The organism is Roseovarius maritimus, from assembly GCF_043355895.2.
In the GTDB taxonomy this organism is placed as follows: domain Bacteria; phylum Pseudomonadota; class Alphaproteobacteria; order Rhodobacterales; family Rhodobacteraceae; genus Roseovarius; species Roseovarius maritimus.
Genome location: NZ_JBHFPF020000006.1, coordinates 1 through 14,968, shown reverse-complemented (window position 1 = coordinate 14,968; position 14,968 = coordinate 1). Strand labels below are relative to the sequence as shown.

General features: G+C 58.0%; 11 protein-coding genes, 3 pseudogenes and 1 other annotated feature. Of the genes and pseudogenes, 5 read left to right on the top strand and 9 right to left on the bottom strand.

All coding sequences use genetic code 11. From position 1 onward, the window contains the following. Positions 1–457 precede the first annotated feature (457 nt). Positions 458–565: pseudogene (locus tag ACEWPM_RS12075) on the top strand (IS5/IS1182 family transposase); the annotation flags it as partial. Between the two features lie 587 nt (positions 566–1,152). Here the strand turns inward: ACEWPM_RS12075 and ACEWPM_RS12070 are convergent. The 8 genes and pseudogenes from ACEWPM_RS12070 to ACEWPM_RS12035 all read right to left on the bottom strand — a co-directional run. Then, positions 1,153–1,446: pseudogene (locus ACEWPM_RS12070) on the bottom strand (transposase domain-containing protein); the annotation flags it as partial. A gap of 54 nt (positions 1,447–1,500) precedes the next feature. Continuing rightward, positions 1,501–1,854, bottom strand: coding sequence for an IS66 family insertion sequence element accessory protein TnpB (gene tnpB / locus ACEWPM_RS12065; protein WP_393962626.1), 354 nt, complete (start codon positions 1,852–1,854; stop codon positions 1,501–1,503). After that, positions 1,851–2,291 (bottom strand): IS66-like element accessory protein TnpA, encoded by a 441-nt coding sequence (tnpA, locus tag ACEWPM_RS12060; protein ID WP_420768021.1) that lies wholly within the window; start codon positions 2,289–2,291, stop codon positions 1,851–1,853. The genes tnpB and tnpA overlap by 4 nt, the downstream gene beginning before the upstream one ends. A 309-nt stretch (positions 2,292–2,600) precedes the next feature. Further along, a complete protein-coding gene (locus tag ACEWPM_RS12055) occupies positions 2,601–3,881 on the bottom strand; it encodes a BamA/TamA family outer membrane protein (protein WP_393964105.1) in 1,281 nt (426 codons plus the stop codon). Positions 3,882–3,996: 115 nt separating this feature from the next. After that, positions 3,997–5,178 carry a hypothetical protein gene (locus tag ACEWPM_RS12050; RefSeq protein WP_393964106.1) on the bottom strand — a complete coding sequence of 394 codons (1,182 nt, stop codon included), beginning with the start codon at positions 5,176–5,178 and terminating at the stop codon, positions 3,997–3,999. A 125-nt stretch (positions 5,179–5,303) separates the two neighbouring features. Next, complete coding sequence (locus ACEWPM_RS12045) at positions 5,304–6,026, bottom strand: transporter family protein (protein ID WP_393964107.1); 723 nt, start codon at positions 6,024–6,026, stop codon at positions 5,304–5,306. Positions 6,027–6,185: 159 nt separating this feature from the next. Further along, on the bottom strand, positions 6,186–6,914 hold the full coding sequence (locus ACEWPM_RS12040; RefSeq protein ID WP_393964108.1) for a hypothetical protein: 729 nt from the start codon (positions 6,912–6,914) through the stop codon (positions 6,186–6,188). Between the two features lie 277 nt (positions 6,915–7,191). Beyond that, positions 7,192–7,560: a helix-turn-helix transcriptional regulator gene (locus ACEWPM_RS12035; protein ID WP_393964109.1), complete on the bottom strand. Its 369-nt coding sequence runs from the start codon at positions 7,558–7,560 to the stop codon at positions 7,192–7,194. A 110-nt stretch (positions 7,561–7,670) separates the two neighbouring features. Between ACEWPM_RS12035 and ACEWPM_RS12030 the strand changes: the two genes are divergently transcribed. The 4 genes from ACEWPM_RS12030 (at position 7,671) to ACEWPM_RS12015 (ending at position 13,658) form a co-directional block, all read left to right on the top strand. Then, positions 7,671–8,723, top strand: coding sequence for an AraC family transcriptional regulator (locus ACEWPM_RS12030; protein ID WP_393964110.1), 1,053 nt, complete (start codon positions 7,671–7,673; stop codon positions 8,721–8,723). Positions 8,724–9,005: 282 nt separating this feature from the next. After that, positions 9,006–10,535: a DUF1254 domain-containing protein gene (locus ACEWPM_RS12025; RefSeq protein WP_393964111.1), complete on the top strand. Its 1,530-nt coding sequence runs from the start codon at positions 9,006–9,008 to the stop codon at positions 10,533–10,535. A gap of 76 nt (positions 10,536–10,611) precedes the next feature. Further along, positions 10,612–12,012, top strand: coding sequence for a DUF1254 domain-containing protein (locus ACEWPM_RS12020; RefSeq protein WP_393964112.1), 1,401 nt, complete (start codon positions 10,612–10,614; stop codon positions 12,010–12,012). A 14-nt stretch (positions 12,013–12,026) separates the two neighbouring features. Beyond that, positions 12,027–13,658 carry a DUF1254 domain-containing protein gene (locus ACEWPM_RS12015; protein WP_393964113.1) on the top strand — a complete coding sequence of 544 codons (1,632 nt, stop codon included), beginning with the start codon at positions 12,027–12,029 and terminating at the stop codon, positions 13,656–13,658. 184 nt (positions 13,659–13,842) lie between these two features. Here the strand turns inward: ACEWPM_RS12015 and ACEWPM_RS12010 are convergent. Continuing rightward, positions 13,843–14,902, bottom strand: a pseudogene (locus ACEWPM_RS12010) (IS3 family transposase); the annotation flags it as partial. Beyond that, positions 14,712–14,828 (bottom strand) — a sequence feature (AL1L pseudoknot). (Overlaps the previous pseudogene by 117 nt.) Positions 14,903–14,968: the final 66 nt, after the last annotated feature.

Here is a 14,968-nt window from a genome sequence, read left to right as displayed (position 1 = left end):
ATTTCCGTCCGGGCTGGGGGCAGCCTTATAGGCAGGGCAAATGCGCCCCGTCAGTCATCTGAAATAGTCAAAAACAGGCAAAAAACGCGGTGCCTATGGTGTGATCAGAAACAACCACCAATCCATGGTTCCATCATAGGTTGCATGGAGGGAACGGAGTTGATTTTCGTCAACGCGGCCGGTATCGGGGCGGTATTTCGCCGACTTCATGGACGCCTGCAACTTCGTCCGCAGGCTCAAGACGCTCGGCGGCCTCACGCCCTACGAACACATCTGCAAGATGCGGACTTCAGATCCATATCTGATCCATCTTGACTGCGACCTACCAAATGCCGGGACTGAACAAGGGATTATCTTCATCAGTCGCAATGGGTTGCGCGATGGTGAGCCATTGTCGCGCCATTGATCCAAGAGACAATGGCGACCGCAGACTACGGCCCGCACAAGACGCTTTACAACCGTGACATACGACAGGCGGCGATATGAACGTCTCAACCGGAATGAGATCATGTTCGGAAGGCTGAAGGACTGGCGACGTGTCGCGACAAGATACGACCGATGTCCACCGTCCCCGGGGATGGGCGCAGCCACGGACACCATAAGCGCCTTGTCCTCGATTGCCCCTGACAAGGTGCACATGCTTCGGGATCGCATGTCGAGCCAGAGACGATTTCCAAGACGATCCCGTCGCCGCTTTGATAGATGTCCATCAGGCCCGCACCCCATTTACTGGAGTAGGCCCATCCTCCCGTGATATTGAAGGTGGCCAGGTCGACCAACATTTCCTTGTTCACGCCAGGAAGCAGCCCGGGGGTTTGAGACGTTATATCCTGCGCTGTCGCGGAAAGCGGCGCGAGACACAGCCACAAAAAAGCGGCCATCCGATATTTGTTAACGCCCCAAAGCATTCTTGTCTTAATTTGAAGTGTTTTTTCTCGCACCGCCAGATTCCTCAATCGCCGACTATCGTCTACGAACTTTAGAGGGCGTTCCAACACCACGTTCGTAAGCGGCGTAAACACTTAGCAAACTTAGATGAGGCGATGGTCATAATCGGTGGTGTCGAGCAGAAGGCGCATTTCTTTGCCCTCGATCTGCCGCACAGCGACGCCTGTTATGTCAGGGCCTATCCGGCTGCGGTTTCCGAGGCTTGCCCCGATTGCGCCGGGCCGCACGCCGGCGCCGGCTCTCGGACGGCGCTTGCACCTCCTGCTTCTCCTCGGCTTCGGCTACCGCAATCTCGAGATTCTCGAAAGCCAGCTGCCGGTCATCCTCGCTGAGCTTCTCGGACCGCTTTCCGTGGACGACATGGTTGAGTTCGGCGACCAGATGCTCGAGGCGCCTGTTGGCCTCCTTCAGCGCATCTCGCTCACGCAGCAACACGGTGACAGCTTCGCGCTGCGCCTCGGGGATGGCGGAAAGGTCGATGGTGGCGGCGGTGGACATGGCCGCAGGATAGCCAAAAACGGCGTCAGGTGCGCGCCATTCTCCAAGCCTGATTCATTCTGCCGCAGCCGGGCGGCGAGTCTCCAGCGCCCTCACCTTGCGCCAGTCCAACCCGGCAAACAACGCCTCGAACTGCGCTCGGTTCGGCATAATCACCCCGTCCCGAACCGCCGGCCAGGTGAAGGTGGCTTCCTCTAATCGCTTGTAAGCCATTACCAGGCCGCTACCGTCCCAGAAGAGGATCTTCAGCCTGTCGGCTCGCTTCGCCCGGAACAAAAACACAGTGCCGGTGAACGGGTCCTCCTCCAGGACCGACTGTACCAGTGCGGCGAGCCCGTCATGCCCCTTCCTGAAGTCGACCGGCTGCGTCACCTCCAGAATGCGCACTCTGTGTGAAGGCATCATCATGTTCGGCAGCCCACAGCCCGGACGATCTCGGCAATCTGCGCTGCCGAAGCGTTCCCTTTCAAGCGAATGGATACTTCACCAACGATGATCTCGATCGAAGGTGCCTCCGGGGCCGAGGTGGTCTCCGGCGATGAACACGAAGGATCCTCATCGCAAAGCATCAGCGGCGCAAATCCAGGAGGTTCCGACACGGCCGGCAGAACCAGCTTGCCGTCCTTCGCAAGCCTCCGCCATTCCGAAATCCGGTTCGCGCGCACGCCATACCTCCCGGCAACCTCGCGAACCGTCACTCCGGGCTCCAGGGTCTCCGCGACGATCCGGGCCTTCAGATCATCAGGCCACCGCCGTCGACCCGCGGTGGAGACATCAGCTCCGCCTCGACCGGAAAAACTCCAACGTATCTTCCATGGAGAAACTCCATCCCTGTTCCAAAACAAGACCGGCTTCTCAGAAACGGCCGATCCAGAACAGGTGGGGGTCAGCTGACGCTTACATTAAAGCTACCATTCAAGCCAGATTAAGGATCTTTTCCACTACCACACCAGACACGCGCTCAGAGGTCCATACGGCCAGGATTTGGGCCACCGCAACGTCCAATGTTGGTTCCTGTCAAATAAGGCATACAACGGCTCTTTACTGTTGGAGATCTGTTGGCAAAATCCTCAGCAGGCACTGAGTGTGAGCAGACCAAGTGTGGTACGCTATATTACAGTCGCAATCCGCTGATTAAACTCCGTTGCCCGTCATCAGAACCTTTGTCCCACCGAGATGTAGAGCAAGCTGTCGCCTTCGTCGCTGATGGAGCCGTCCACTGCAAAGTCGACGGGGAATTTCTTGGATACCCGGTATCTCAAACCCAAGCCTACCGCTGATCCAACGTCATCCAGATCATTAAATCCGCCGCCGACGGCGCCCACGCCGCCGAAGGCGACCACACCTATCCGTTTTCCCAGCCGTTTGCGATATTCGACCTGCGAGGATAGAAGTGCATTGTCCAGAAATTCGGTGATGTTGAAGCCGCGGAACGAGTCTGTGCCGCCCAGTGAGCATAGATCGTAGAAAGGGACACGTCCTGGGGCCGAACATCCGGCCAACCGGACCGCGACAACGCCGTCATCGCCGGCAGTGAAGTACTTGTCGTAGGTCAGAATGGACTTGAAGTACTCTTTCCCAAATCTGTTGGACGGCTTGTTGTAGGTGCCGGAAAACGAAAGGTTGAAACCGGAGGTGGGATAGATCTTTTCGTCCAGTCGCGCGTAATCCGCGACAACGCCAAAGCCGACCGAACTGAAGCCATCGGGCAATCGGATATTCGTGGGGAGGCTCGGGAAAATCGGGTCCGATGATCTTATGGTGGATTCAAGATAACGCGCACTCACCCCGAGATGAAATTCCGGGGTGATGCCATAGAGGAGCTTGAGCTTGATCAACTCGCCCTCTTGTTCGATGGGGAGCGTTCCGAACCGCGATATCAAATCATAGTTGATATCCGCATCGATGTAGGTGGCACCAATGGACCACCGATTTTCCATGAAGTTCAGATTGAAGGTCAGTCCGTAGCCCGTTGACCCGTTTTGCGAGCCCAGGTAGCCGATACCCAGCATGGACGTATCCGACCCTTCATCGATATTGAAGAGGTATCCCGCCCCTATCGCGAGCCCGCTGTCGATCATCGGGTCGCTGAACGGCACCGGCGCGACAATCACCGATCCGCTTCGCAGGCCGAATTCCGGCTTGGAGGATGCCTTGTTCAGGGGAGAAAGCTTGTGATCCAGGTTGCTCTCGGCGGCCACCACCGGCCCGGGATCTCCAGCAATGGCGTGGAGGCAAATAACCCAAAGCGCCACGACCCGCCTGAACGTTGCGGCCCGTGCTTGTGAAAGCCCGCCCTGCCTGAATGCATTTCGAAGCCTCACGAACGGAGAGAAGCCTGCTGACAGAACAGTGCGCGGACCGCCTGCGCCGTGAGAACGACCGATGCTCTGCAAGTATTCCTTGGTTGGAAAGCGAGAGCTGAGACTGAACATACAACAATTCCTCAATGGGGATGGATTTCCGAGAATAAAGAGCAGTCAAACAGGTACTTCTTGAGCCACGTGCCGGTCGACGGCCGGATGGAACCTGTTTTCATGTCACATCATCTTAGAATAACAAAAGTTTGCGCAGGATCTGAAACAGATCCTTCAGGGGTAGCTGCGTCGCGCCGGCTGCGAAGACGGGAAGAACTGCCGCCGCAGAAATAGGCAGAAGTGCCATGCGCTGGATCAGCACTGTGGACAGGTTTCTGGCGGCCTTGAATATCGCACCGGGGTCCGACACGGGTCTCTCCGACGATATCTCGTCCTCGGACGCCTTACTGATGCTCTCTTGCAACACGCTATGCTCCTGGGCGATGTGATATCGCGTGGCCTGGGCCTGCGCGATATCCTGCGTTCTTTGCTGGAGGTCTTGAAGGGGTCCGGTGAAGAACAGCATCGGTAAGGCGAGCAGGCCGTTCGTGATCAGAACCCAGATGACCATTACCGCGGTAAAAGTGGTTGCGCTGATGGTCTCTGCGTTCAGATGTCCCGCGATTGCCGCCCCCAGGTTGCAGCTCAGAGCAAGAACGAAGAGCGTGTATGTATTTGGAAATGCGCCCACAAAGCCGAGCCCGCCGGCACCGTCGGGATGGGTGACCGTCAGCCGCAACTCCAGCGCGGCAATCGCCTTCAGGAACAACCCCACGACGACGATGCGCCAAATCCAGCGCGCCACGAGGAAAAAATATATCGGGCTGCTGACCCATAGGCACCAAAGAGCAGTGTAAGAAAAACGGTCTCCGCCACTGCCAATGGTAAAGACCCAGGAGGCCTCATCAAAGGCCCCAAGTGTGTAAGCTGCTCCAACTGAGAACCCGCAGGCTATGAGGAAGCAGATGATCTCGGCCAAGGAGGAATTGCGGCGTCGCACGGCAAGGGTCGCCGCAGATGCAGCCGCTGCCTGCGAGCCGGTCGCAAGCAGTGGGCGGCTGAGCAGAGGGTTCAGAACTGCCGCGAGTTGACGTTCCGCCACCGGTTCCATCGCGATGAGCAGGCTAATCCCGACAAGAAATCGCGACAGCACGGGCAAGTGAAGAAGGAAAGATGTCTCGGAAGTGTCTCCAAACGCCGATCCTTCGAAGATGCTGATGACCACAGGCGCACCCCATGCAATCAGGACAAACAAAAGCGCCCGGGTAACCGGTCGCAATTGATCCTCCTCCACAAGGCCCAGCCGCGACTGCATCCTGTAGTAGAGGCCGCCGCGCGAAATCCTTGCAGCCTCGATGGTCGGGTCTTCATTCATCTACCAGACACCCCGGATGATGCGCGATCTGGCGGGCGCGATCGCGGTTTCGGTGACCGGGTCGGCGGATCCAGATCTCCGAGGCTTGCTTGTTCATTCACACGCTCCCCCAATTGGCCGTGTCATTATCCTTTCGGGAACAGGAAGGTGAGAAACGCACGCGCGCCCCAGCCTTCGGGGCCGGTCGGCGTGCTATTGGCCCAATAGCGCGCGCCGACGCCAATGCTAACCGGTTGATCCCCGATCCGTGTTAGTTTCGAAACCTGCGCATTTATGGGAACCGACCACTCCTCGGACTCCCAGTTGTAGGAGGTTTCGGTGTTGAGGGTGTATGTCCACGCGGTGGCAGAGGTATAGGAGACGAAAGGTTGGAGGAACGTGTTGTTGATATCCGCGCGGCTACTGTCACCACCGACGGACCAGACATGGTTGGCCAGAGCACCGATGGTCCATCCGTCCGATTGCGTCAGAGCAACCGCCGTCGGGCCGAGCGCCCATTTCTCTGCGCCCAGCAGACTGTCCGTGGCTGTGGGCAATACCGCGACCGGTCCCACGCCCCAGATCCATTTTCCGAAAGCGGGCTGAACAGGCGAGAAGAACGCGCTGACAGTCGTATCACCCAGGCCGAACTGATCGCCGGCACCGGGAAAGATGTCGCTCTGCGACGTGACGGGCAGGATCACGCGCGTGATCAAATTCCAGTCGCTGTTCAGCGAAATCGGAATGACCGGCTGGATATTGAGGGTCGCGCGCTCGCCATCATCCGCCGGTCCGATGTTCGAGTCGTAGTTCCATTGAAATGGAACGCTGATCAGAGAGGAAATCGGGTTGGCCAGTTTCTTGGCCAAGTCGGTGTCCTGTGCATGCGCGACAGTTGCGCAGACCAAAGATGCGCTGGCAGCCAGAATTGCCTTCGATCGGCATCCCCCCCCCTCGAGAGGGTACTGATGTCTTCGCGTTTGTGTTTGCCGAGCTGATTTTCATTTCATTGTCCCCAATTGTCATAGTCAGAAACGCAGGGTTATCCCGGCAACGGGGCCGTACATTTCAAGCTCAAGATCAGCAGTGTCGCCGTCATAGTCGAAGCTCAAATAGCGAAATCCGGCATTGGCGCTGAACCGATCACTGAGCGCATACTCAAACCCGCCAAAAATATCGTAGGAAATATCGGACCCGACGCCGAATCCGCCGATGCTTGCAAAGCCGCCCAGAGACACCTTTTCATTCAGTTCAATGCGACCGCGAAGCCCGATCATCGGATCGACCCACGTCTTGTCTATCCTCGCGTCAAACGCGGCGCCGACCGGGCCACCACCAACCAGCCCGACATCAGTCCGGACATCGACCACGCGGATCCCGCCATAGCCCTGAAGCAATTTGCCATTCTCCTCGTAAAGCGCATAGCCGAGCGCCGCCGAGGCCAGTTGCATCTTGACGTCGACATTCGTTTGACCGGCGAATGGCCCGCCCAGCGTGCCGCTCTCTCCCAGATCGGTGTAGATGGCGTCGTAAAGCAGGCTGAACTTTCCGAACCGGCTTTCGCCCGCGACCATGTAAGTGAAGTCGAGCGCGTCGATGATGTCACCTGGCTTGGCGGACGAATTGGCAGAATTGCCCCCGCTCCCCGTCACCTCCGTGTCGACCCAAGGCACGAGACCGTAAAGCGTCACACTGTTTTGGTACTCCTGCGCCATGGCTGCGCCGGCCGACAGGGTCACCGCCGCGGAGGCAGACATGACGATCAAACTCGGCCGTTGCCGTATAACAGGCCTGCCAATCGCCCGTGTCATCCTTCGGTGCCGCAAGTGTTTGTCTTCGAGAGCTTCATCTGGATTCTCCAAACATGGGTTAATGAGGTAGCATCCGAAGCGGGGTGCCCGAGAGTGACGCGGGCGTTGCAGGATGCGTGATAGGGGCGGCCGATTTGTGTGATGGATACCTTCCTGAGCGCGCACATTTCGATCAATTCAAGGTTGCCATTCTACTAATGGACCTGGGCCAGTTCTGCCCATTTCACGCCAATCTACTTCGAGTGGCGCGCGCGATGCACGCGCTCCTGAAAACACTGGGGGCGCAACCCGCCCACCGGGTGAAGGCACGGCTGAAACCGCCAGGAGTGCTGTAGCCAAGTCTTCTGGCGATCTCCTGGATCTGAAGATCCGTGTCGCACAACAAGGCGGCGGCAATCTCGAACCGGCTCTTCTCAACCAAGGACCAGAAGCAGACGCCACGTTGATTCAATCTGCGTTGAAGCGTTCGGGGACTTACACTGAGATGTCTAGCGACTGTTTCCAGAGAGACGTTCCCCGCCAGAGCAAGTCCGGCGATCACAGACCTCAACTTGGAATGCCCCGGCTCGAGTTCCTTCGTACGGTGCGCCATGTATGCTAACCTCAGGTAAAGGCTCTTGTGCCGACAGGTTGAACGATTCGGATCGAGAGCTCAGACCATTGCGCGCCAAAATCTGCGCGACGACGCGAGGAGGATCGCATTTGGGAGGGAGACTCGCGCTTGTCAGGGCAACTCATCTGCTCGACTATATTGCCGTGCTCCGCGATGCGGGCGCTCCGGTTGACCGCGACCTTGCACGCTCACTATTGCCTCCACGCATAGAAGAAACGCCGAACCTTTATGTGAGCGTTCCAGTCGTACTTGAGTGGGTTGCACGGACTGGCCACGATTTCCATCCTATGGAATTAGGGCTGCTGGGTGCGCAAAAGGCCTCTCTGGCCTCTTTGTGCCCGGCCCATCAAATAGCCATCATGACCGCACAAACCGGCCTGAAGCGTCTTGAGGCCGTGATTGCGATTGCCAGGTTCGAGGACAGTGCCCTTGACGTCAGCATCCGGCACGAGGGCGATGATTTGCGTATTGGCTGCTGCATGACCGAGTTGGGTCAGCATCGTTTCCTGTGTTTTGCCGAATGGTTGAACGTGCAAGGCGTCATTTCCGTCATACGCAGTGTCATGGGAGCGGCATGGTGCCCGAGTGAAATTTGTTTCGTATCCCCCATGTGCCCTCCTCCGGCGGTCCAGGCGGCCTTTCCCAACACCCGTATCATGGTGGGCCAGCCGAACACGTCCGTTGTCGTCTCGCGCGCAGACCTTGCCCGATCAACCTGCAATCCGCCGACATCCGCCTCTGAGGCACCGGCGGTGCTGGCGCCATTGGAAGTGGAGGATGCTCGATCCGCCTGGGAGTTCATTGGGTTGATGCGCGTATTGATTCAGCCCTATCTCAACGAGGGCCGTATCGACATAGCGGTAGCCGCTGAAATAGCGGGTATTAGCGCCCGAACCTTGCAACGCAGGCTCAAACAGAGTGGCAGCACCTACTCGCAGATCCTTCAGGAGGCGCGCTTCGAGCTTGCGCGCAAGCGTCTCGAAGATCCCGGCATGAAAGTGATCGATGTGGCCATGATGGTAGGCTACGACAGCCCCCAACATTTCACCCGCGCCTTTCGCCGGTTCACGGGCGTTACGCCATCTCAGTATCGCAACCAACGCATTGCAGAAGCCTCTGAGGCCGATCGGGTAATCGCCTGAAGAAGCTTGGATGTGGTTGCACACATGTGGCGTGTTCAGCACGCCGTATTGCACGAACCCGGCTAAAAGGCACGATGGGAAGTCCGCCGGTCCGTTATCTCGTTGCTTCAAGGCGCCCCCTGACGTGCTTGCGCCTGAACTCGACCTGTAACGGGACAGTGGCACAGAACCGGGCGGAATTTTAAAGACAGCATTCCCAGTATGGCGCGAAATGGGCAGAGCCATCGCCGGGTGAGGGATAGCCTGATGACTTCGAGGGGAATCATCAGGGAATCGTGGGCAATGAACCGTTTGACAATCAAGGGTGCGCTCGCACTCCTCGTGGGCGGCGCCACCGGAATGACTGCAGGCTCTGCATCACTTGCGCAAAACACCGCTACCTATTCGGCAGATGTTCCTGCCAAGATCACGACGCCTGATAGCACTGACACTCGAATTGGCACGCTGAACTTCAAGGACGGCGCGCCCGACGAAAAGACCGTTGAACTTGTCTATGACAACCTCGATTTCATGCGCGGCGTGCAGGCATTCTTGACCGGCGTTTCCGCCACCTCGATCCGCGCGGTATGTAACGGCTTTGATAGCATCGGCATCAAGGCAAACGAGGCCTTTGGCATTACCGAAGACCTCATGGATGCACGGTCCCTTTTCCTCACGCCGAACACGACAACCGTTTACGGCTTCACCTGTTTCGACCTGTCCGAGGGGCCGATGGTCATGGAGGTGCCGACCGGCGTGCTTGGCCCCGTGGATGACGCAGACTTTCGTTGGGTCAACGATATCGGTGTGACCGGGCCGGATGCCGGCAAGGGGGGGAAATACCTGTTTGTGCCACCCGGCAACACCGACGCCATGCCCGAAACAGGTTATTTCGTTCAAGAACCGCGGACCAATACTTTGCTTCTGTTCTTTCGGGCGTTTGTGAAAGATGGCGATATCGCCGCTGCGGTTGAGCATGTGAAGTCGAGCACCAAGGTCTATCCGCTGACTGCCGTCGATAATCCGCCTGCGACCAATTTCGTCAATGCATCGGGCCAGCAATTCAACACGATCAGCGCCAATGACTTCAGCTTCTACGAAGAGCTGAATGAGGTTGTGCAGGCCGAGCCTGCCGATTGGGTAGACCCCGCCACTGTCGGCCTCTATGCGTCGATCGGCATCCGCAAAGGTCAGGACTTTGCACCTGACGAGCGGATGGAGAAAATCCTGACCGAGGCGGCTGCGGTGGGCAACGCCACGGCGCGGAGTTTCCTTTTCGCATCGCGCGAGCCATCCGCGAATTTTTATGAGGACCGTCAATGGTTCACGCCGTTCATCGGCGGCAGCTATCTGTTTCAGGACGGGCCTGAGCGGCTGATGGACGCGGCCACGATGTTCTTTTACGGCTACACCGGTATTACCCCGGCGATGGCCCTCCAAAAGGCCGGCGCGGGATCGGTCTATGCGATGACTGTCCGCGATTCCGATGGCGCGTACCTCGATGGAACCAAGACCTACAAGGTGACGCTGCCCGGACCGATCCCAGCCAAGGATTTCTGGTCTTTCGTGGTCTATGACAATCAGACCCGGTCCCTTCTGGAGACCGATCAGAAGATGGCTGGCGTGGACAGCAATGACACGGCGATGATCGTGGATGCGGACGGTACCGCCGAGATCTGGTTCGCTCCGGAGGCGCCCGAAGGTCAGGAAGCCAACTGGGTTCAGACCATTCCGGGCAAGGGATACAACGTGCTGTTCCGGCTCTATGGACCGCTTGAGCCCTGGTTCGACAAGAGCTGGAAGGTCGGCGATCTGGAGCCGGTGCAAAAGTGATCTCGAATAACATTACCGACCGCGCTGTCGGCACGGTCATGCAAGGAAAAAAAGAAATACAAATGGGAGATCTTCAATGAAAATAACAACCCTCAGTCTTGCTGCGGCCGTTGCGGCGGCAGCCTTGCTTGCGCCGGTAGCTCATGCGCAGGATGTCACTCCGGAAGAAGCGCGCGAAATTGCCAAGGAAGCCTATACCTACGGCTACCCGCTGGTCGACAACTACCGCGTCAATTATTCCTTTTTCGTCGATGAAAGCAGCCCGGAATTCAAAGCCCCCTGGAACGAGCTCGCGAACATCAACAGGGTATTCACGCCCGCCGATACAGCGGTACAGTCGCCCAATTCGGACACGCCCTATTCCTGGGCGGGATTGGATCTGCGGGCCGAGCCCATCGTGATTTCCCTGCCCAAGATCGAGGCGGACCGCTACTATTCCGTCCAGATCTGGGATGCGTACACGTATGTTATCGGTTACGCAGGGTCGCGCACCACCGGCAATGATGCCACAAATATCATGGTGGTCGGGCCCAGCTGGACCGGCGAGACACCGGACGGCATCGACCATGTCTACACGTCCGATACCGAATTCGGCATGGCCGCGATGCGCACGCAGTTGTTCAACCCCGACGATATCGGCAATGTCGAGGCCATCCAGGCACAGTACCAGATACAGCCCCTATCGGCTTTCCTTGGGACCCCGCCACCGCCGCCCGCTCCGGACATGGATTTCATCGAGCCGCTCAGCGCCGAAGACCAGAAGACGTCGCTTGAGTTCTTCAACATCATGAACTTCGTGCTGAGCTACAGCCCGCCGGTGCAGAGCGAGGCGGCGCTCAGGGAACGCTTCGCCAAGATCGGCATCGAAGGCGGCAAGACCTTTGACCCCTCCACCCTCTCGCCTGAGATGACGGCGGCCATCGAAGCAGGCCGCGATGATGCCTTGGCCGATTTCGCTGACGTCGTGCAGAAGATGAATGTCGGCAAGATCACCTCCGGTGACATTTTCGGCAGCCGCGACTTCCTTGGGGACAACTACCTCTACCGCTGGCTCGGCACGGTCGGCATCTATGGCAACGCCAAGGAAGAGGCGATGTATCCAGTTCTGGCCGTTGATTCCACGGGCCAGACATTGAACGGCGCGAACCGCTATACCTTGCATTTCCCTGCGGACGAGCTTCCGCCTGTGAACGCTTTCTGGTCCCTCACGATGTACGAGCTTCCGGCAAGCCTGCTCGTGGCCAACCCGCTTGACCGCTACCTTTTGAACTCGACGATGATGGATCAGTTCGTAAGGGACGATGATGGCGGTTTGACCCTCTACTTCCAGAACGAATCTCCTGGGAAGGAAAAGGAAGCCAATTGGCTGCCCGCTTCCGAGGGTCCCTTCTGGGTCGTCTTGCGTCTCTACTGGCCAAAGGAAGCCGCGTTGAACGGCAGCTGGACGGCGCCCTCCATTGAGCGCGTGACCGACTGAAATCAATCCGCCCGGTGAGGCAGCTCACCGGGCGGCATGCGCCACGGCAAGCGCGCCGCCTGTTTTCGATGACCCCAGCCTGCGACTACGGTCAGAATCTGCAGGATCATCGGTTTACGCGCACAGGGCGCTGGGCGAGTCGCGACCAAACAGTAAACCAAGGAGTGAAAATGATGATACTTCAAAGCCTGACATCAAAGCTGATGATGGCCGTCGCTGCCCTCTGCTTTGCGATGCCCGCGCAGGCGGATGACACGGCACCCGTCCCGAAACCCGAAGAGGTGGCCGCGCAGGCTTATCTCTATGGGCTGCAACAGGCGATTTATTACGGCACCCGCTGGACCTACACCCAGAACGAGGCAACGACCAACGCGGTCCTCCCCGGCCTGAATCAGTTCTATTGGATCCGCAAGCAGATCACCCCAGACTACCCTATCGTTACGCCCAACGCGACCACCCTGTATGGTTCTGGCTTTCTGGATCTGCGCGCAGGCCCTGTCGTCGTGGAAATGCCCGAAATCACCGATCGCTATTTCAGCCTTCAGATTCAGGATCAGTACGGCATTTTTAGGTTGATCGTTGGTTCGCCGTTTAATGGTACGGAGGCGCGTAAGTATATCCTGGTGCCGCCGGGGTTCACCGGCGATGTTCCGGCCGACTTCCCGACCACCGACATCGTCAAGTGGCCGGCATTGACGGCCTTTGCCATTGTTCGGATGGCGGTCGAGAACAACTCTGCCGCCGAGTTCAAGATCCTCAATGACCTTCAGGATCAAGTAACCATGACGCCACTGGCCGACTGGCTGGCCAATGATCACAATGGCATTGCGCAGGCCGACAGAAAAAAGGTTCTGGGCGATTTTCCGATCCCCGACGGCATGCCTGAATATCAATTCGGTCAGGTCGACAAGCAGACGCCCGAGCAATATTTTACCCTGCTCAGTGTCATCTTGAACGACCCAACCATGCCGACGGACGCGGACTCGCTCATGGAAGTCGAGATGCTGAAGCAACTTGAGGCATTCAACATCGGCAAGGGTCTGACCTTTGACTGGGACACGCTGACCGCCGAGCAGCAAAAGGCGCTGGAGACCGGTTTCAAAGCCGGGTTCGATAATACCCGCAAGGCGTTGAAAACCAGCATGATCGACATGAACGGCTGGGGAATCACACGCAACGAGGGCGGATTTGAGACCCACTGGCTGGATCGCGCGGTGATCGCGGATGCTGCCTGGGGCGCGCCCGACAAGAATATATCGCACGTCGGCGGGTTCCTGTTTACCGATGCCGATGGCGAGTTGTTCAGCGGCAAGAACAAGTACACGTTGACCTTCGGCATGAACGATCTGCCGCCAGTGACCCAGTTCTGGTCGATTCCGATCTACGATGCTAATGGCTATTTCGTTGCGAACGAAATCAACCGCTACACGGTCAACAGTTTCATGTTGGAAGCGGGTGATATCACGCCCAAGGACGACAAGCTGGTGTTTTACATCCAGCACGAAAAGCCCACCGATCCGGAGCAAGCCAAGAACTGGCTTCCGGCTCCGCCTGACGGGTTCCGTTTCGCCGCGCGGTTCTACGGACCCTATGCCCCGATCGTGAATGGCACCTACGATATGCCGAAGGTGGTGCGTGTAAAGTGACGACCTGAGATGATTTAAAACGGGGCTTTGGAGCAACGCTTGATAGCCCCGTTTGCATTTACAGTTCTTATTCGATCCAGGTGGCACCGTTTCCTGAAAAAAGCGTATCGCAAACGAGGCTCAGGACCCATTGATTTCAGGTTTGAACCGCCCCGGGTTTACCGGCTAGTGTTTTGTTCAAGACTTAGGCGGCTTTTTCAAGGGCGTTCATGCTCGCATGGAATGCGTCCTCCTGTTCTTGCGGCGGCCGGTAGCCAATGGCGCTGTGTAGCCGCTCGGTGTTGTACCAGCTGACCCAATGCAGGGTCTCCCATTCGACGTGGCCCATGGATTTCCACGGGCCGAGGAAGTTGATGACCTCGGTCTTGAACAGGCCGATGATGCTCTCGGCCAGCGCGTTATCATAGCTGTCCCCGACGCTGCCGACCGAGGTGTCGATACCGGCATCTGCCAGCCGCTCGGTATAACGGATGGACAGATATTGGCTGCCGCGATCAGAGTGGTGGATAAGCCCGCTTCCCTCTGCTGGGCACCGTTGGCAAATGGCCTGGTTCAGGGCATCTGTTACCCGGCAGGCGATTGCGCAGCAATCTGCCGAGAGGGCAGCACGAAGCCTGTCGTCATCAAGGTTGAGACGCGCCAGCCCACGATCTTGCGGGCGAAGGCATCGATGACGAAGGCCACATAGACCATCCCCGTCCAGGTCGACACGTAGGTGAAATCCGACACCCAGAGCTGGTTGGGGGCATCCGCGATGAACTGCCGATTGACCTTGTCATCCGGGCAAGACTGCGCCGGATCCGGGTTCGTGGTCTTCTTCTTGCCTCGTTTAACCCCCTGTAATCCGTGTTCTCGCATGAGCCGCTTCACTGTGCAGCGCGCAATATCGTGCTGGTCGCGTCGAAGCTGGTGCCAGACCTTGCGCGCGCCATAACGGCCTCTGCTCTCGTCATGGACGCGTCTGATCTCTTCGAAATCCGATCCGTCTTGCCTGACGCGATCCGAGGCCAGCTCAGGGTTGCGGGCAATGGCGGCATGACGGTGGAAGGTCGCCGGGGCGATCGGCAGAACGCGGCAGATCGGCTCGACCCCGAAGACCTCGCGATGCTCTTCGATGAAGGCGATCATTTGCGGAACGGGCGGTCGAGCTCCGCCTGGGCAAAATACGCCGACGCCTTCTTCAGGATCTCGTTGGCGGTGCGCAGTTCCTTGACTTCGCGTTCCAGAGCTTTGATCGTATGCCTCCGGCGGGGGCCGCCTGACGGATTTCAGGAGGTGATGATAGGTCCGACCTTATGGCCGACCTTATG

Coding starts and splice junctions, on each gene's coding strand:
- tnpB (WP_393962626.1), bottom strand. CDS start 1,854: ATGATGATGCCTTCACACAGAGTGCGCATTCTGGAGGTGACGCAGCCG.
- ACEWPM_RS12040 (WP_393964108.1), bottom strand. CDS start 6,914: ATGTCTGCCTCCGCGGCGGTGACCCTGTCGGCCGGCGCAGCCATGGCG.
- ACEWPM_RS12020 (WP_393964112.1), top strand. CDS start 10,612: ATGAAAATAACAACCCTCAGTCTTGCTGCGGCCGTTGCGGCGGCAGCC.
- ACEWPM_RS12050 (WP_393964106.1), bottom strand. CDS start 5,178: ATGAATGAAGACCCGACCATCGAGGCTGCAAGGATTTCGCGCGGCGGC.
- ACEWPM_RS12035 (WP_393964109.1), bottom strand. CDS start 7,560: ATGGCGCACCGTACGAAGGAACTCGAGCCGGGGCATTCCAAGTTGAGG.
- ACEWPM_RS12025 (WP_393964111.1), top strand. CDS start 9,006: ATGAACCGTTTGACAATCAAGGGTGCGCTCGCACTCCTCGTGGGCGGC.
- ACEWPM_RS12055 (WP_393964105.1), bottom strand. CDS start 3,881: ATGTTCAGTCTCAGCTCTCGCTTTCCAACCAAGGAATACTTGCAGAGC.